General features: G+C 66.8%; 14 protein-coding genes. 3 read left to right on the top strand and 11 right to left on the bottom strand.

Going from position 1 to position 17,052, the window contains the following annotated elements; all coding sequences use genetic code 11:
• Window positions 1–756 (top strand): sugar phosphate isomerase/epimerase family protein, encoded by a 756-nt coding sequence (locus tag ACWW36_RS21265; RefSeq protein ID WP_456137950.1) that lies wholly within the window; start codon window positions 1–3, stop codon window positions 754–756.
• Window positions 757–783: 27 nt separating this feature from the next.
• On the opposite strand, the gene ACWW36_RS21260 is transcribed toward ACWW36_RS21265, so the two are convergent.
• From ACWW36_RS21260 to ACWW36_RS21240, 5 genes are read right to left on the bottom strand one after another with little or no spacing between them, the layout of a single operon-like run.
• Window positions 784–1,845, bottom strand: a complete 1,062-nt coding sequence (locus tag ACWW36_RS21260) for a zinc-binding metallopeptidase family protein (protein ID WP_456137949.1) — start codon at window positions 1,843–1,845, stop codon at window positions 784–786.
• Window positions 1,838–2,761: a transglutaminase family protein gene (locus ACWW36_RS21255; protein ID WP_456137948.1), complete on the bottom strand. Its 924-nt coding sequence runs from the start codon at window positions 2,759–2,761 to the stop codon at window positions 1,838–1,840. The genes ACWW36_RS21260 and ACWW36_RS21255 overlap by 8 nt, the downstream gene beginning before the upstream one ends.
• Window positions 2,758–5,394: a circularly permuted type 2 ATP-grasp protein gene (locus tag ACWW36_RS21250; RefSeq protein ID WP_456137947.1), complete on the bottom strand. Its 2,637-nt coding sequence runs from the start codon at window positions 5,392–5,394 to the stop codon at window positions 2,758–2,760. Before ACWW36_RS21250 ends, ACWW36_RS21255 begins: the two co-directional genes overlap by 4 nt.
• Entirely contained in the window at window positions 5,394–8,720 is a 3,327-nt protein-coding gene (locus tag ACWW36_RS21245; RefSeq protein ID WP_456137946.1) for a transglutaminase family protein, read from the bottom strand. The genes ACWW36_RS21250 and ACWW36_RS21245 overlap by 1 nt, the downstream gene beginning before the upstream one ends.
• A 39-nt stretch (window positions 8,721–8,759) precedes the next feature.
• Window positions 8,760–9,665 carry a DUF389 domain-containing protein gene (locus ACWW36_RS21240; protein WP_456137945.1) on the bottom strand — a complete coding sequence of 302 codons (906 nt, stop codon included), beginning with the start codon at window positions 9,663–9,665 and terminating at the stop codon, window positions 8,760–8,762.
• Window positions 9,666–9,741: 76 nt separating this feature from the next.
• Here ACWW36_RS21240 and ACWW36_RS21235 point away from each other — a divergent pair, with 76 nt between their 5' ends.
• Window positions 9,742–11,145, top strand: coding sequence for a selenium-binding protein SBP56-related protein (locus ACWW36_RS21235; RefSeq protein WP_456137944.1), 1,404 nt, complete (start codon window positions 9,742–9,744; stop codon window positions 11,143–11,145).
• Here the strand turns inward: ACWW36_RS21235 and ACWW36_RS21230 are convergent.
• Window positions 11,135–11,581 (bottom strand): DUF1003 domain-containing protein, encoded by a 447-nt coding sequence (locus tag ACWW36_RS21230; protein WP_456137943.1) that lies wholly within the window; start codon window positions 11,579–11,581, stop codon window positions 11,135–11,137. The two genes, ACWW36_RS21235 and ACWW36_RS21230, sit on opposite strands and share 11 nt — an antisense overlap.
• A 47-nt stretch (window positions 11,582–11,628) precedes the next feature.
• The gene (locus ACWW36_RS21225; RefSeq protein ID WP_456137942.1) at window positions 11,629–12,117 is read right to left on the bottom strand and encodes a winged helix-turn-helix transcriptional regulator; all 489 of its coding nucleotides are present in this window, start codon (window positions 12,115–12,117) and stop codon (window positions 11,629–11,631) included.
• Window positions 12,118–12,212: 95 nt separating this feature from the next.
• Here ACWW36_RS21225 and ACWW36_RS21220 point away from each other — a divergent pair, with 95 nt between their 5' ends.
• On the top strand, window positions 12,213–13,379 hold the full coding sequence (locus ACWW36_RS21220) for a thiolase family protein (RefSeq protein WP_456137941.1): 1,167 nt from the start codon (window positions 12,213–12,215) through the stop codon (window positions 13,377–13,379).
• Window positions 13,380–13,443: 64 nt separating this feature from the next.
• On the opposite strand, the gene ACWW36_RS21215 is transcribed toward ACWW36_RS21220, so the two are convergent.
• From ACWW36_RS21215 to aspS, 4 genes are read right to left on the bottom strand one after another with little or no spacing between them, the layout of a single operon-like run.
• On the bottom strand, window positions 13,444–13,875 hold the full coding sequence (locus ACWW36_RS21215) for a nitroreductase family deazaflavin-dependent oxidoreductase (protein WP_456137940.1): 432 nt from the start codon (window positions 13,873–13,875) through the stop codon (window positions 13,444–13,446).
• Entirely contained in the window at window positions 13,872–14,771 is a 900-nt protein-coding gene (locus tag ACWW36_RS21210) for an LLM class flavin-dependent oxidoreductase (RefSeq protein ID WP_456137939.1), read from the bottom strand. The genes ACWW36_RS21215 and ACWW36_RS21210 overlap by 4 nt, the downstream gene beginning before the upstream one ends.
• Complete coding sequence (locus tag ACWW36_RS21205; RefSeq protein ID WP_456137938.1) at window positions 14,768–15,205, bottom strand: nitroreductase family deazaflavin-dependent oxidoreductase; 438 nt, start codon at window positions 15,203–15,205, stop codon at window positions 14,768–14,770. The genes ACWW36_RS21210 and ACWW36_RS21205 overlap by 4 nt, the downstream gene beginning before the upstream one ends.
• On the bottom strand, window positions 15,202–16,977 hold the full coding sequence (aspS, locus tag ACWW36_RS21200; RefSeq protein WP_456137937.1) for an aspartate--tRNA ligase: 1,776 nt from the start codon (window positions 16,975–16,977) through the stop codon (window positions 15,202–15,204). The genes ACWW36_RS21205 and aspS overlap by 4 nt, the downstream gene beginning before the upstream one ends.
• Window positions 16,978–17,052 lie beyond the last annotated feature (75 nt).

Below are 17,052 nucleotides of genomic sequence, written 5' to 3'. Positions count from 1 at the left end.
GTGCAGTTTGCGCTGACCCCCGACGGCCGCTGGGATTTCGCGACGCCCGACCTGGTGTCGGCGGCGGCCACGGCGGGCTTCACCGCGGTCGGTATCGACGCCGACAACGTCGATGCCGCGGCCGTCGATGCCTATTCCGCGGCGAAGGTCCGCTGCCATGAGGTGCTCGCCCTCATCGTCACCGACGACGAAGCCGCCACGTTGGCGAGCGCCGAGCGGCTTGCCGACGCCGCCAAGACGATCAGCGCGCAGTGGGTGCTGACGGTCTTCACCTCGCCGCCGTCGGCTTCGGTACTTCAACAGTGCGCCAAGGTGTTTGGCGATGCCGGAGCCGGAATGGCCGTAGAGTTCAGCCCGCTCGGGCCGGTTTCGACGATCGCCGGGGCAATGGAAGTGGTTCGCGCCGCGAGTGGCGGCGGGCGGGCGGCGCTGTTGATCGACTCCTGGCACTTCTTATTCGGCGAGAGCACGTGGGAGGACTTGGCGACGGTGCCTCTCGATGACCTTGCCTACGTGCAGTTCACCGACGCGCTCGAACCGGAATTCCGTGACCGCATGGTTCGCGAGGCCTTGCATCGCCGCGCCTTGCCCGGCGAGGGCGTGCTCGAACTCGGTCGATTCGCGGCGACACTGCTGGACCGCGGTTACGACAGCATCGTCAGCGTCGAGGTGCTCAACGCGCAGCTTCGGACCGAGCTCGTCGACGTGCTGACCCGCCGGCTATACGACACCACGGCCGCGTACTGGCTTTCTTGACCGGCGCCAATCGGCCGGGGCAACCCGCTATCCCCCGCCGCTGACTTCCGCGAGTTTGGCTGGGTCCGAGGTGATCTCGTCGATGATCGTGTGGATGAACCGCATCTTGTCGAGCACGACGGGCGGCAGCACGAATGGGTAGAGATCCTCCTTGCCCATCGACCGGTTCACCATGTTCAGCGCCCACGCCAGCGGCAGCCACATCTCGATGATGGTGTCAAAGCCGCTGGGCCCCAAGAAGGGCCGCTCGAAGGTGGCACCGGCCGGTGCGAATCCGAAGGCCGCCGCGGTGTCAAGAGCGTCGCGGATGTGCAGGTAGTGGGCGAACGTCTCGGCCCAGTCCTCCGCGGGATGCATAGTGGCGTAGGAGGACACGAAGTCGTCCTCCCAGCCGGGCGGCGCGCCCTCAGCGTAGTGCCGGTCCAGCGCCTCCTGGTAGTCCGCGTCCGGATCCCCGAACAGTTCTCGGAACCTCTGCGAGTACTCCTGTGACGGACCGACGAGACGGTAAAAGTAGTAATGCCCGATCTCGTGGCGGAAATGTCCCAGCAGCGTGCGGTACGGCTCGCTCATCTCGACGCGCAGCTGTTCGCGGTGCACGTCGTCGCCCTCGGCGAGGTCCAGGGTGATCACGCCGTTGTGGTGGCCGGTGAACACCTTCTCGAATTCGCTGGACAACAAGTCGAATGCGAGCCCGTACTGCTGATCCTGGTCACGGCCGATGATCGGCAACTTGAGCTCGTGCAGTTCGGCGATCAATCTGCGCTTGGCCTTCTCCGCGGCCGCGAACGCCGCCATCGCCTTGGTGTCGGAATCATTGGGCCGGGTTCGGGTGAGACGGCACGATGCGCACAGCTGCCGGACCGGTCCCTTCTCGACGATCCAATTGCATTCGGCCAAGTACAGGTTCGCGCACAGCTGGTAGTCGGCGGAGTCGACGGCTCCGCCGTGCTCGCTGTCGGCTCCGGATGCGATGACGAGCAGCGCCATATCGTCGAGTGAGAATCCGAGCGAGCTGCGGCAGGACAGACACAGCGAGTTCTCGAACGCCAGCCGCTGACCGCAGTTGGGGCAGTTGAAATCACGCACGAAGCACACCGCCCTCGTAGGGCGCGACGTCGACCGCGACGTCGATCACGCTGCGCTCGGAGTCGGTGTAGATGATGCCACGCAGCGGTGGGACGTCCGCATAGTCGCGACCGAAGGCGACGTTGATGTAGCGCTCGTCGACCATCTGGTCGTTCGTGGGATCCAAACCCAGCCATTGGTTTTGCGGCGTCCACACCGACGCCCATGCGTGTGTCGCGTCAATGCCGATCATCCGTTCCTTCCCAGGCGGCGGATCGGTCGCCAGATACCCCGACACGTAGCTCGCCGCCAACCCGTTGGCGCGCAGGCAGGCGATGGCCAGCCGTGCGAAGTCTTGACATACCCCTTCCCCCGCTGCCAAAACCTCGGCGACCTGTGTGGACACCGTCGTCGACCCAGAGCGGTACGTGAAATCCGCATATATGCGCGACGTCAGGTCGCGAAGCACGTCGATCAACGGCCGTTCAGGCTCGAAACTCGGTGCGGCGTATGCCCTTAGCTCGTCGGTGATCTCGGGCGGTTGCAGGTCGAGGGTGAACTCGGTGGCCAGTGCGCCGTCGAGGCCGACGGGGCGGGCGATCTCCCACGGCGCCCGCGCCGATCCACCGCCGTAGAGCTCTGGCGGCGGTGGATCCACCTCGACGACCGAGTTGCTGGTGATCGACAGCGTGCGATGGCGCTCGGTGACATGGAAATACGAGCTGATGTTGCCGTAGACGTCGCGGCTGGTGGAGCTGTCGGCGGCCTCGGGCTCGATCACCAACTCGTGCGATAGACAGCGTTGGCGGGGCAAGTCGCGCGGCGTGAGGAATCCCCGTCCGTACGAACTGGTGACGACATCGGAGTAGCGATACACGGTGCGGTGCGTGATCTGATAACACCGACTCGACCCCGACGCGATGGGTCCGTCGGTCATGGCACCAGGCGCCGCTCGTCGGGGCCCCACAAATGTTGCATGCCACCGGGCAGGGACAGGTGGGTGGCCGTGATGACGCCGGACAGCTCACGCAGGTCGCGGTGCATCCCGTCGCACAAGCCGGCGAGCTGGTTGCGTATCCCGTCGCCGTCGACGTCTTCGAGATCGGCCGGGTCCAGGCGGCGCAGCCGGGTGCTGATCTCGTCGACCATCCGCTCCGGCCGCGACGAGCCCGACGAACCGGGTAGTGCCTTGAGATTGCTCCGCAGCCGCTCCAATTGGTAGACCAGCGACCGCGGGTTCTCCGCGTCGAACAGCACCAGATCCGCCACAGCAGCCACACTAACCTTGCCCAGGGTGCGTCGCCGATAGATCACCGACGACTCGCACGCCACCAGCGCGGACTCTGTGATGGTTTGCTCAGCGCCCGGGCTGCGGACCGTTGTCAGGGTCGCACGCAGCAACGCCGTCAGCGCGATTCCACGCTCGATGCGTTTGCCGATGTCCATCATCGTCCAGCCGACGTCGTGCACCATCGACTCGGCCGCGACACCGGACAGCGCCAGCATGCCCGCCAGCGTCAAGTTGTTCGTCGATGCCAGGAACGCCTCGCCCTCGGTCTGCGAGTCGGGCGGGGAATCCGGCGCGTGCAACAGCGCGCGCTCCACCGCGGCGAGCACCATCCAGGTGTCGTTGGACATCTGGTCGCGCACCGCGCGCGCCGCCAACCCCAGGCGCTCGACCGACTGGGCGAGCGAGCCGGAGCGATGCCGGTCGGCGGTCAGCGACCACAACGTCGACTGCGCGGTCGCGACCATTTCCGCGTAGTCACTGCCCGAACCGGTGTCGGTTCCGGTGATGTGCCCGAGCGCGGCGAGCAGTACCGGCACGCACTCGCTGCCTTCCATCTCCCGCCGATACCGGTACTCGTGATATCGCTCGCGGGTGACCGTCAGTAGCCGGGCCATGTTCTCCGCGCGTTCGGCGTAGCGGCCCATCCAGAACAGATCCGACAACACACGCGGCGAACTGACCGCCCGAGTCGGGCTCGGCGTCATCGCAGGAAGATCCACCGCCGTCGGTATCCGCTCGGCAGTGACGCGAGTCGGTGTGCGCACCCAAATATCCTTGGCGGCAACAGTGTTCAATCGATACGCGGCATTGCCCGGCGTCAGCAGATAACCCAGGCCGCCGATCATCGGCGCATAGCCGCCGCGCTGCGACACGGTGAACAAACGCATGCCGACGCTGGCCGAGGACAACCCTCCGGGGTAGTAGTCGGTCGGCGCCGACGAGAACTGCGGCAGTTCCTGCCCGATCCACTGCCACGGGATGGCGTCGATGCGGGCGGCGAGCGATTCGCGCTGCGCAGCCGTCAACGCGGGACCGACGATCGGATCCCCGCCTGTCACGGGCTTGATCAATAGCGACGAGAGGTTGGCCAGCAGGTGTGAGCGCTCGGTGTTGATGCCGCCCCAGTACAGCGGCGCCGTCGGCAGCAGCGGCGTCTCCCCGAGCAGTCGTTCGGCCAGCTCGGGCAGAAAGCGAAGCAGCCCAGGGCTTTCCAGCACACCGCTGCCCAATGTGTTGACCACGGTCACCGCTCCGCGACGCAGCACCTCGACCAAACCCACGACACCCAGCCGGGAATCTGCGCGCAGGTCCAGCGGGTCGGCGTATTCGGCGTCGACCCTTCGCAGCACAACGTCCACCCGCTTCAGCGTGCCCATCGACCGCATCCACAACTTGCCGTCGCGCACCACCAAATCCGCGCTTTCGACCAGTGGGAAACCCAGAACGCTTGCCAGATAAGCCTGGTCGAACGCCGTCTCGGAGAAGATGCCGGGGCTGAGAACCACGACCACCGGCTCCTCGGCCGACTCCGGCGCGGCGTCGATCAACGCCAGCCGCAGCGCCTGCGCCCACGGTGACGCGGGCCGTGGCCCGATCCGCTCGTAGAGGTCGGGGATAGCGTGTGCGACCACGCGCCGGTCGGCCAGCGCATAGCCGGCGCCCGACGGCGCCTGCGTCCAGTCGGCGTTGACGCGGAAGTCGCCGTCGGCGGCGCGACTGATGTCACATCCGTGCAGAAACAACTGATGTCGGCCGGGCACCTCGATACCCTGGGCCGCTCTGACGTATCCAGGATGGGCGAACAGCAGCTGCGGCGGCAGCACGCCGCTGGTCACCGAATGACGCGGCCCGTATAGGTCGGCCAGCACCGCGTCGAGTAGCCGGGAGCGTTGCACCAGACCGGATTCCAGCGTGTCCCATTCCGAACCGGAGATCAGCAGCGGTAGCGCGTCGAGGTGCCACTGCCCCGGCTCGGCCGCTCCGTCGCCGTTGGTGACCGCGTCGCCGTGCCGATCGACCTCTATATAGGTGATGCCGTCGTTGTCGACGAGGCTGCGCACGATGGTCCGCAGCTGTGCCATGCCGCCGCGGCCCCGCTCGCCGACACACTCGGCGAGTTCTTGCCAGGCGGGCCGGACATTGCCTGCGGCGTCGACGAATTCGTCGTACCCGGTGCTGGTCCCCGGGCGGACGTCGAACAGCGCCTGCTGCGTCCTTGCGGTGCGATAGCGGATCAGCAGGTTGTCGACGTCACGCGTGTCCGGGGCGGGTAGTGCCATTAGTGCAGAACGGTACGCACTCGCCGCAGATCCAATATGCCGGGCGCGCCGACATCGGTGGATTGGCGCGCCTGCTTCTCGCGGATGTCCGACATGTCAACCTTGCCGGGTGTGAAACCGGTGGCCTCAAATCGGCGGCCCCGTCGGGATTCGGCTTCGACGGCGTTGACCGGCGGCGTGTCGTAGGAGCGGCCGCCGGGGTGGGAGACGTGATAGGTGCAGCCGCCACGCGACATTCCGGTCACCGAGTCGACAAGCTCGAAGCGCAGCGGCCCGTCGACCGTGATGGTCGGGTGCAGCGCGCTGGGCGGCTGCCACGCCCGGAACCGCACCCCGCCGACCTGCACGTCGGGAATGTCGGTGGCGAGCAGCGGGACGGGGTAGCCATTGGCGGTCACGATATAGCGGTGCCGGTCGGCGCCGATGAGCCGGACCTGGATGCGTTCCACCGACGAGTCGACGTAGCGGGCGGTGCCGCCCGCGGTGGACTCCTCCCCGAGGACGTTCCACGGTTCAATGGCACCACGCAACTCAATCTCGATGCCGTCGAACACCGCGGTCCCGATGCGCGGGAAACGGAACTCGGTGAACGGGTCGAGCCAGCTCGTGTCGAAGTTGATGTCGTGCGCACGCAGATCGGCGGCGACGTCGGCGATGTCATGAATCAGGAAGTGCGGCAACAGGTATCGGCCGTGCAGGTTGGCGCCGTGGCGGATCAGCGGGGCCCGCAGCGGCTCGTCCCAGAACCACGCGACGAGCGAGCGCACCAGCAGCGACTGCACCATCGCCATCTGGTAGTGCGGCGGCATCTCGAACCCACGCAACTCCAGCAGACCCAGCCGGCCGCGGGCCGAATCAGGGCTGTAGAGCTTGTCGATGCAGAACTCCGCGCGATGCGTGTTGCCGGTGATGTCGGTCAGCAGGTGGCGCAGCGCGCGGTCGGTTATCCACGGCTTGGCGGTACCCGAACCTCTAGAGGAGGAAGTGAGCCGGGCGATCTCGGCGAACGCGATTTCGAGTTCGTACAGCGCCTCGGCGCGGCCCTCGTCCACGCGCGGCGCCTGCGAAGTGGTGCCGACGAACCGGCCCGCGAACAGGTAGGACAGCGACGGGTGGCGCTGCCAATACGTCAGCAGGGATACCAGAAGGTCGGGGCGGCGCAGCAGCGGCGAGTCGGCGGGTGTGATGCCGCCCAGCGTGATGTGGTTACCGCCGCCGGTGCCGCCATGAGTGCCGTCGACGTCGAACGATTCGGTGGACAGCCGCGCCAGCCGCGCCTGTTCGTACAGGGTCTCCAGCTGCTGGCGCTGTTCGGCGAAGCTGGCCGCGGGCGCGACGTTGACCTCGATGACGCCAGGGTCGGGCGTGATGCTCATCGAGGTGATCCGCGGGTCCGGCGGCGGGCCATATCCTTCGATGACTAGCGGGCAATCCATCTTGGCGGCGGCGGCCTCCAGGCGGCTGACCAGGTCGACGAAGTGCTCCAGCTCCTCGGTGGGCGGCATGTAGACGTAGAGCAGCCCGTCGCGAATCTCAGCGACCATCGCGGTGGTCGGCGCGGAGTCGGCGTCCTCGACCGCGGCGGCGTCGGCGGTGGGTTCGACGGGCAGGGCGCCGCGACGGGCCAGCGGATCGCCGTCATACGTGGCGCGCGGCGGATGCCAGCTGATTGAGTTCAGTGGCAGCCGAAGGCCCGCAGGCGAGTCGCCCTCGAGCAGCACGATGCGGCCGCGGCGCAGTTTCCAGTCGGCGCTGGCCCAGCCGGAGTCGTCGTCGCGGCGGTGCAGCGGCAGCACGTACGCGGCTGGTTCCGTGACCGGATCGTCAAGCCGCGACATCAGCGCGGCGCGGGCGTCGGCGGCGTCGTCTCCCAGATCGTCGGCGGCGGCGACGGGGTCGCCTTCGGGTCGGCGCACCGCGCCCGCGAGGCGGGCCAGCGCGTCTTCGTAGGCTGGGCGCACTTGCGACGCCGGCAACCCGAGGCCGTCGGCGATGGCCGTAAGCACCTGCTGTCCGGCGTCGGGCGCGATCGCGAGCGTTTGAGGCTCGGAAGGCCACGGGTCCGCAAGCAACGCATCGTTGCTCCAGAGCGGTTCGCCGTCGGTGCGCCAGTACAGCCCAATCTGCCAGCGCGGCAACGGTTCTCCCGGATACCACTTGCCCTGGCTGCGCTGGATCAAGCCCTGCGGCGCCCATACGTTCTTCAGCCTGGAGGCCAGCGCCGAAGCGCGCTGGCGTTTGTGCGGACCGTCGGCGTCGGTGGTCCACTCGGGCTCGGTCTGGTTGTCGATCGAGACGAACGTCGGCTCTCCGCCGACGGTCAGGCGGACGTCGCCTGCGGACAACCGGTCGTCGACGCGCGCGCCGAGTGCACAGATCGCACCCCAGGCAGCCTCGGTGTACGGCAGCGTGACTCGCGGATCCTCGTGCACGCGGGTCACGACATTGGAGAAGTCCAGCGTGGTCTGGCACGGTTCGGTCGCTCCGGTGATCGGCGCCGCGGATTCCGGATGCGGTGTGGCCGACAGCGGAATATGACCTTCGCCTGCGAACAGACCCGACGTCGGGTCTAGCCCGATCCATCCCGCACCGGGGATGTACACCTCGGCCCACGCGTGCAGGTCGGTGAAGTCGGCGGCGGGCCCGGACGGCCCGTCGAGCGCCTCGACGTCAGACGTCAGCTGCACCAGATAGCCGGATACGAAGCGGGCTGCCAGCCCGAGCTGCCGCAGGATCGACACGAGCAGCCAGGCCGAGTCACGACACGAGCCGATGCCGGTGCGCAGCGTGAAATCCGGTGTCTGCACACCGGCTTCCATGCGCACGCTGTAGCCGACGTCGGCGTTCACCGCCCGGTTGACCGCGACCAGGAAGTCGATGGTGCGGGTGCCGGGCGACACGGAGAAGTTCTTCACCCATGCCTGGGTGAGCTCGCCGGGGCCCGAGCCTTCGCCGTCCTCGTCGACAGGCCGAAGGTAGGGCTTGAGGTCTTCGGCCAGTGCCTTGGGGTAGTCGAACCCGGTCTGTTCGGCGTAGTCCTCGATGAAGAAGTCGAACGGGTTGATCACCTTCATATCGGCGATCAAGCCGACGGTGATGGTCAGGCTGCGGGCGCGACTGGGAAATACCAGGCGGGCCAGGAAATTGCCGAAGGCGTCCTGCTGCCAGTTGATGAAATGATCGGCGGGCTCCACCTGGAGCGAGTAGGCCTCGATCGGGGTACGCGAATGCGGCGCCGGGCGCAGGCGAACGACGTGCGGATACACCTCGACCAGCCGGTCGAATGTGTAGCTGGTGCGATGCTCCAGCGCCACCTTGATCCCCATGTGGCGATCCCACCACAACCGCATTGCGCGCGCATTGCGTCAGTCGGCGAGCCGCCGCACCCACAACACCATCACGCCGGCCATCACGATGCCGGTGAGGTTGACCAAGAGCTGAGCCGCCGACCTGGCGGCGACGTCCCAGTCGCCGACGGTGGCCGCGACGACGGCGAAGCCCGCCGCTGGCACCGTCGTCACCGAGATGAAAACCCCTACCAGGGCAGCCGATTTGGCGGACACCAGCGAGAGCATCCCGGCGGCCCCTGCGAACAGGGCCACGACGAACGACAAGGGTCCGACCTGGAAGATGAAGTCGACCTCGCTCAGCTCGCGGATGTTGGTCACCTCGATCCACCCGATCGCCTCCCCTGCCAGCACACCGGCGCCTGTGACGAGCATCGCGAGCGGGAATCCGACCAGCAGGGCGATCGCGGCGCGGCGGGCGAGGTACATCCGCCGCCGCACCAGGGCCACCGCCAACGCGGCCAGTGGGCCGAATTCGGGGCCCACGACCATCGCCCCGACGACGGTCACCGGCGAATCGGTGACCACGCCGACCGCCGCGATCAGGCATGCGAGGCACAGAAACGTCAGATACGTGACGTTGAGCGTGGACTCTTCGCGGGTACGCGCGGCCAGCTCGTCCCAGACAACGGCGTCGGCAGGGTCCCCGACGGCCTTCTCCTCGGCCCGGTAGGCGCGGGTCGACAAGACCGTGTCGATCACGTCCAGCGTGATGGCCCCGCGTTCCTTGACTCCGAGCGCCTTGAGCCCGTCCACCACATCGTTGGCGGATTCCCTGGCGATGTCGGCGGTGATCTCGTCGCCCCGAGGATCGAGGGCGGCGTCGCGGTGGAACACCAGGTGGGTGACGCCCGGATTCTCCGTCAGCAGATCGATGACCGGTTCGCGCAGTTCGGTCGGCGCGATCACCCGCAAATGCAGCACGGGTGCACCCTATCGGCGAGACCCTTCCTGTCGAACGACGAATATTTGCGCCCGCGTCAGAGGATCATCTACAGGCATGCCTGCGACAGATCCCACCTTTTACCGCAGCCCGGGTGCTGCTGTCGCGGCAGCTCCCGAGCAACTCGCCTACGTCGCCGCGTTCGACCCAACCGATCAGCGCAAAGACGCCATTGCCGTGGTCGACTGCGACCCGAACTCATCGGCCCGCGGCCAAGTGGTCGGCTGGTCGGAATTGCCGACGGCAGGAAACGAACTTCACCACTTCGGCTGGAACGCATGCTCGAGCGCGCTGTGTCACGAGGGGCACGACAGCCATGCGATGGAGCGACGCTACCTCGTTGTGCCCGGTATCCGATCGTCGAACACCTACGTGCTCGACACCAAGCCGGATCCGCGAAACCCCGTGGTAACACACACGATTGGTGCTGACGAACTGGCCGCGAAGGCCGGATACTCGCGCCCGCACACCGTGCACTGCGGGCCGGGCGGCATCTTCATGTCCGCGTTGGGCGGCCCCAACGGCGACGACGGTCCCGGCGGTGTTGCGCTGCTCGACCACGACACCTTCGAGGTGATCGGTCCGTGGGAGCGCGACCGCGGCGAGCAACGCTTGGCCTACGACGTGTGGTGGCATCTGCGCCAGGACACGGCGATCACGTCGGAGTGGGCAAGGCCGTCGATGATCGAGAACGGGTTGAATCCCGAGGATCTGCTGGGGCGCAAGTTCGGACACCATGTGAACTTCTGGAGCATGTCCGAGGGCACGCTGACCCAACGCGTGGATCTCGGCGATCAGCATCAGATGGTGCTCGAACTGCGCCCGGCCCACGATCCGACGAAGGCGTGGGGCTTTGTCGGGGTGGTGATCAGCGTCGAGGATCTGTCCGCATCGGTGTGGTTGTGGCATCGCGACGGCGACCGGTGGGCGGTCGACAAGGTGATCACGATCCCGGCCGAGCCCGCTGAGGCCGAGAACCTGCCGCCTGCATTGCAACCGTTCGGCGCGGTCCCGCCGCTGGTATCCGACATCGATCTATCGGTCGACGATCGCTGGCTATATGTATCCTGCTGGGGCACAGGCGAACTCAAGCAGTTCGACGTCAGCGACCCGTTCCGTCCTCGTGAAACGGCGTCGGTTCGGCTTGGCGGTGTGGTGGGGCGTCAGCCGCATCCCGCGGCCCCGGACATGCCGCTCGCCGGTGGTCCGCAAATGGTGGAGATCAGCCGCGACGGCCGCCGGGTGTACGCCACCAACTCGCTGTACGCGGCCTGGGACGAGGTCTTCTACCCCGACGGCGTCGGCGCGTGGATGGCTCAGTTCGATGCGTCACCCAACGGCGGGCTCGCTGCGAACGCAGGCTTCTTCCCACACGGCGACGATTTCCGCGGACTGCGCGTACACCAGACTCGGCTGCAGGGCGGCGACGCGTCCAGCGATTCCTACTGCTTCACCGACTAGTCGCCTTCGTGTGGGCGTGAATCGCCTTCGTCAGTTCGAGGATCTGGTTCGACAGCTCGAGCAGTTGCTTGTTCTGCTGGTCTTCTTCCTGGACCATCTTCCACTGCAGATCCGCGGCGGCTTGGCGCTTAAAGTCCGCGCGGTTCTGGCTGATCATCACGAAGGTGGACAGGAAGATCGCTTCAAGCGATACGACCATCGTCAGTAGGCCGAATGGGTAGCCCTCGATGCCGAAGATGATCCACACCGCGAACCAGAGGATGTGGAAGTAGACGAACGCCATCGAGCCTGCGAACCGCGTGATCACGTCGGCTATCCGGTTCTGAATGTTTGCGGCACGGGCCTCGGCGTGCTTGGCGAGCGCCGGGTTGATCGGCATAGGCAGCTTGGGCGGGATGAACCCGTGCTGCGCCGGGTGTGCTTCGGTATTTGCCATGGCTCACCGTAGCCGTGGGCATTCCGCCGTTCGGTTTCCTTCAGCTGTCAATTTGCTTCGGGTCGGCTTCTCACCAGCTGGACCGCCAGCTCGTCGGGGGGCACACGGTGGCCACGCTCACAGCGAATCTGGACGGTGGCTTGCGCGCCGCAGTCACCGCCGTGGGCAAGCCGAAGCCGTGCGTTGTTGGGCAGGTGACGCCGGCCCCACTCGAACATCGCCCACACCACGGGCATGAAATCGCGGCCCGCGTCGGTGAGCACATACTCGTCGCGGCTGCGCTGTCCGGGCTCTTTGTAGGGGCGGCGCTCGAGAAGCCCCGCGTCCACGAGTTCATTCAGACGCGTCGCCGCCGCGGCCTTGGTGATGCCGACGCGCCGCCAGAAGTCCTCGAACCGGGTGGTGCCGTAATACGCCTCCCGCATGATCAGCATCGCGGACTTCGTACCGAGCAGCGCCATCGTCTTCTCGATCGGGCACTCGCCCACCGCCGACCAGGCATCCCGGTCGGCGAGCCTCCCCTGAAGCACTGTCATCGATATCACCCCTTCCCTGGGTTGTTATCACTATACCTAGGTGTTATAGCTGGATGTAGAAAGCTTTACTCAGCGTCGAGTTCAGGAGGCACAAAATGCGTGACGCAGTCATTGTCGGGGCCGTACGCACCCCCATCGGAAAGGGCAAGGCCAGCGGCGCGCTGCATGACGTTCTGCCGGTGGACCTGCTCGCGCACAGCCTGCGCGAGCTAGTCGCCAGGACCGGCATCGACCCCGTACAGATCGACGACGTGATCACCGGCGCGGTCAGCCAGGTCGGCGATCAGGCCGTCAACATCGCACGCAACGGGCTGCTGGCCGCTGGCTTCCCGGAGAGTGTTCCCGGGACGACCGTCGACCGTCAGTGCGGAAGCAGCCAGCAGGCGATTCACTTCGCCGCGCAGGGCGTGATCGCAGGCGCGTACGACATCGTCGTCGCCGCGGGCGTCGAGTCGATGTCGCGGGTGCCGATGGGCTCGAGCGTGCTGCCCGGCAGCGACCCGTTCGGCGCGATGGCCCAGCGGTATCCCGACGGCCTTGTGCCGCAAGGCATCAGCGCCGAGCTGATCGCCGCCAAGTGGGGATTCTCGCGACGGCAACTCGACGAATTCTCGGCTGGCAGTCATGAAAAGGCTGCGGCCGCAACCAAAGAGGGCCGGTTCGACAACGAGCTGGCCCCGGTGAACGGGTTGACAACCGACGAGATCATTCGTCCGGGAACAACGGTCGAAACCCTGGCGGGTCTGAAGCCGGCGTTCTACAACCCGGCGTACGAAAGCCGTTTCCCTCAGATCAATTGGGAGATCACGCCCGGCAACTCGTCGCCGCTGTCCGACGGCAGCGCGGCGGTGCTGATCACGACGAGCGAGGTGGCCAAGCGGCTCGGCCTTCGTCCGCTGGCACGCATTCACACGACGACGGTCGTCGGGTCGGACCCGTTGTACATGCTGACCGGTGTGATCCCCGCGACCGAAAAGGTCTTGCAGCGGGCCGGATTGACGCTCGCCGACATCGACCTGTTCGAGGTGAATGAGGCGTTCGCGCCGGTGGTGCTGGCGTGGGCGCACGATGTCGGGGCGGACCTGGCCAAGACGAACGTCAACGGCGGCGCGATCGCGATCGGACACCCGCTGGGCGCCAGCGGCGCGCGGATCATGACGACGTTGGTCAACGCGCTCGAACAGCGTGGTGGGCGCTACGGGTTGCAGACGATGTGTGAGGGCGGCGGCATGGCCAACGCCACCATCATCGAGCGGCTGTAACGCCGCCAGCGAGAAGCCAGGGTTGTGATCCGGTGCCTTTCACGACCCTGGCTTCTCGTTCGCGCTAGGCCCGCTGCAGCTCGAACAGCGGGATGACTCGGCTCGTCTTCGACTGATAGTCACCGAAGCCCGGCGCGAGCGCCACGACCTTCGGATACATCTCGTCGCGTTCCTCCCGCGGCAGCTCGTGGGCGACGACGTCGTACGCATCGGTTCCAACTTCGATGTGCGCCCGCGGATTGGCCCGCAGGTTGTGCACCCAGTCGGGATTCGTGTCGGCACCCGCCTTGGATCCGATGATGATCATCTTGTCGTCGATGGTCAGGTACGCCAGCGGCGCCAACCGCGGCTGACCCGATTTGGCGCCCGTGGTTGTCAACAGCAGAAGCGTCGCACCCTCGAACGGGCCGCCCACCTTGCCACCGTTCGAGCGAAATTCGTCGACGATGCTCTTGTTGAACGCCTTCATGGTTTCCGCGTCTGGTATTTCGGTCACGGTGATCCAATCTCCTTCAGTGCCGGTAGTAGTTGTTCAGCAACGGATTCAGGGCGCCCGCTGAGCGACCCGATCCGAAGAATCAGATGCCGCGCGCCCGCATCGACATAGCGCGCCAACCAGTCCAGGCATTCCTCGACGGACCCACCGCGGATCGCCTGGACGTATCGCATCACGTCGAGCGGCTGGCCGTAGTAGGCGCGCATGTACTCATCGAGCTCATCGTCTGCGCGGCCGCCGCCGAGGTTCACGGTCGCATACAGCGCCGGCGTTACCTCCCTGACGGCCTGCGCACGAATCCGATCCCACGCCCGCGCATAGGCATTCACGTCGGGTAGGTAGGGCAGCCAGCCGTCGTAACCCGCCGAAACCCGTTCGATGGCCTTGGTCGTGTCGCCGCCCGCCAGCCACACCGGCGGGCCGCCTGCGCGAGCTGGTGGCAGCGCATCGGCGAATTCGCCTCGTGCACACCATGTTTCGCGCCACAGCGCGACCATCTCGTCGAGGCGTCTGCCACGGCCGGCGAACGGCACGCCGACTGCGTCGAATTCGCGTCGGCTTTCCGGCAGCGGGGCGCCGGAGCCGACGCCGAGGACCAGCCGGCCCGCGGACAGCTGATCGACGGTGGCGGCCTGCGCCGCGGCCAGCAGCGGATGGCGCAGCGGCGCGATCAACGCCGCCGTACCCAACTCCACCCGCTCAGTCACCGCGGCGACGGCACCAAGAATCGACAACGGCTCCGCGCGGGTGCGCGCCAGCAGCGAGTCGCCGGCCCACACCGAGTCAAACCCTGCCTCTTCAGCCGCTTTCGCAAAGTCGACCAGGCCCCGCGCGTCGTGCCTGCCCGTCATCGCCGTTTCGCGGCTGGGCAGCATGATCCCGACGCGCAGCGTCATGGATCGACGGGCTCGAGTTCGAAAATCGGTATGACGCGACTGGTCATCGCCTGGAACTTGGCGAAGGCCGATACCTCGGGGGTGAGCTTGGGAATGATCGCGGCCCTCTCGGCGGGCGGCAGTTCCCGCGCGGTCACATCGAACGCCTCGGTACCAAGTTCGATGTGTGCACGAGGGTTGGCGCGCAAGTTGTGCACCCATGCCGGGTTGATGTCCGCGCCGCCGTATCCGGCGACGATCACCAGCTTGCCGTCGATGCGCTTGCACGACAGCGGTGACACCCGCGGCTGGCCGGACTTGGCACCGGTGGTGGTGAGAAGCAGCAGCTCGTTATCTTCGAAAGGGCCGCCGACCTTGCCGTCGTTCGCGCGGAATTCCTCGGCGATCTTGGCGTTGAACGTCTTCATGCCCTCGGGGTCGCGTGCTTGCGTCATGCCCCTTCAAGCTTCGCCGGCTTGGCATCTATTCCGGACTCCTTGCGCTGCTGCTGCGTGATCGGAGCCGGTGCGCCGGTCAGCGGGTCGACGCCGCCGCCCGACTTCGGGAACGCGATCACCTCACGAATCGAATCCATGCGCGACAGCAGCGCGTTGATGCGGTCCCAGCCGAATGCGATGCCGCCGTGCGGCGGCGCGCCGAACATGAAGGCTTCCAACAAGAACCCGAACTTCTCCTCCGCTTCGGCCTTGTCCAGGCCCATCACGGCGAACACCTTTTCCTGAACGTCGCGGCGATGGATACGGATCGATCCGCCGCCGATCTCGTTGCCGTTGCACACCACGTCGTAGGCGTCGGCCAGCACGCTTCCCGGGTCGGAGTCGATGCCGTCGGAGAATTCCGGCTTGGGCGCGGTGAACGCGTGATGCACCGCTGTCCACGCGCCCGACCCCACAGCGACGTCGCCGTGCGCGGTGGCCTCGTCGGCGGGCTCGAACAGCGGGGGGTCCACCACCCAGGTGAAGGCCCACGCGTCGGGGTCGATCAAATCCAGCCGCTTGGCGACTTCGATGCGCACCGCCCCCAGCAGCGCGCGGGACGACTTGGGCGGGCCCGCCGAGAAGAACACGCAGTCGCCCGGCGACGCGCCGACATGTGCGGCCAGCCCGTCGCGTTCGGCGTCGGACAGGTTCTTGGCGACCGGCCCGCTCAACGTGCCGTCTTCTGCCACAAGCACATACGCCAAGCCCCGATGACCGCGCTGCTTGGCGAATTCCTGCCAGGCGTCCAGCGTGCGTCGCGGCTGCGAAGCCCCTCCCGGCATCACGACAGCGCCGACGTACGGAGCCTGGAACACCCGAAACGGCGTGTCCTTGAAAAAGTCCGTGCACTCGACGAGTTCCAGACCGAACCGCAGATCGGGCTTGTCCGAGCCATAAAGCCGCATCGCGTCGGCATAGGTCATCCGCGGCAGCGGCAACGGCACTTCGTAGCCGATCAACCGCCACAAGGCCGCGATGATCTCCTCGGAGATCGCGATCACGTCGTCGGAGTCCACGAAGCTCATCTCCATGTCGAGCTGGGTGAACTCGGGCTGCCGGTCGGCGCGGAAATCCTCGTCGCGGTAGCAGCGAGCGATCTGGTAGTAGCGCTCCATCCCCGCCACCATCAGCAGCTGCTTGAACAGCTGCGGGCTCTGCGGCAGTGCGTAGAACGATCCCGGCTGCAGCCGAGCCGGCACCAGGAAGTCGCGGGCCCCCTCGGGCGTCGACCGGGTCATCGTCGGTGTCTCGATCTCGACGAAGTCGTGACGGGCCAGCACCTCGCGGGCGGCCGCATTTGCCTTGGACCGCAGCCGGATTGCGCTGCCCGGTCCTTCGCGGCGCAGATCCAGGTAGCGGTACTTCAGCCGCGCCTCTTCGCCGGCGGGCTCGTCGAGCTGGAATGGCAGCGGCGCGCTCTCCCCCAGCACGGTCAGCGACGTCGCGTTGACCTCGATCTCGCCCGTGGGGATTTCGGGATTGGCGTTGCCTTCTGGCCGGGTCTCGACGACACCGTCGACCGCGATGCAGAACTCCGCACGCAAGCGGTGCGCCTGGGCCAATACGTCGCCCTCGCGGAACACCACCTGTGTCACCCCCGACGCGTCACGCAGGTCGATGAAGATGACACCGCCGTGGTCGCGGCGACGCGCCACCCAGCCGGCGAGGGTCACCTTCTGACCGGCATCGGTGGTCCGCAACGAACCGGCGGCATGACTGCGCAGCACAAAAACTCCTTGTGAAGGGCCAGAAGGACGACTGCCACAGTGTAGTGGGGGCGCTACCGCCGGTAGTTTGGCCTT

It is taken from the genome of Mycobacterium sp. MMS18-G62 (genome assembly GCF_053877835.1).
This window is presented reverse-complemented; position numbering and strand designations above follow the sequence as displayed.

What these genes read in the sequence shown, in the direction of transcription:
- ACWW36_RS21210 (WP_456137939.1), bottom strand. Translation starts at nt 14,771, where the DNA reads ATGACGCTGCGCGTCGGGATCATGCTGCCCAGCCGCGAAACGGCGATG.
- ACWW36_RS21245 (WP_456137946.1), bottom strand. Translation starts at nt 8,720, where the DNA reads ATGGGGATCAAGGTGGCGCTGGAGCATCGCACCAGCTACACATTCGAC.
- ACWW36_RS21225 (WP_456137942.1), bottom strand. Translation starts at nt 12,117, where the DNA reads ATGACAGTGCTTCAGGGGAGGCTCGCCGACCGGGATGCCTGGTCGGCG.
- ACWW36_RS21220 (WP_456137941.1), top strand. Translation starts at nt 12,213, where the DNA reads ATGCGTGACGCAGTCATTGTCGGGGCCGTACGCACCCCCATCGGAAAG.
- ACWW36_RS21255 (WP_456137948.1), bottom strand. Translation starts at nt 2,761, where the DNA reads ATGACCGACGGACCCATCGCGTCGGGGTCGAGTCGGTGTTATCAGATC.
- ACWW36_RS21230 (WP_456137943.1), bottom strand. Translation starts at nt 11,581, where the DNA reads ATGGCAAATACCGAAGCACACCCGGCGCAGCACGGGTTCATCCCGCCC.
- ACWW36_RS21205 (WP_456137938.1), bottom strand. Translation starts at nt 15,205, where the DNA reads ATGACGCAAGCACGCGACCCCGAGGGCATGAAGACGTTCAACGCCAAG.
- ACWW36_RS21250 (WP_456137947.1), bottom strand. Translation starts at nt 5,394, where the DNA reads ATGGCACTACCCGCCCCGGACACGCGTGACGTCGACAACCTGCTGATC.
- ACWW36_RS21235 (WP_456137944.1), top strand. Translation starts at nt 9,742, where the DNA reads ATGCCTGCGACAGATCCCACCTTTTACCGCAGCCCGGGTGCTGCTGTC.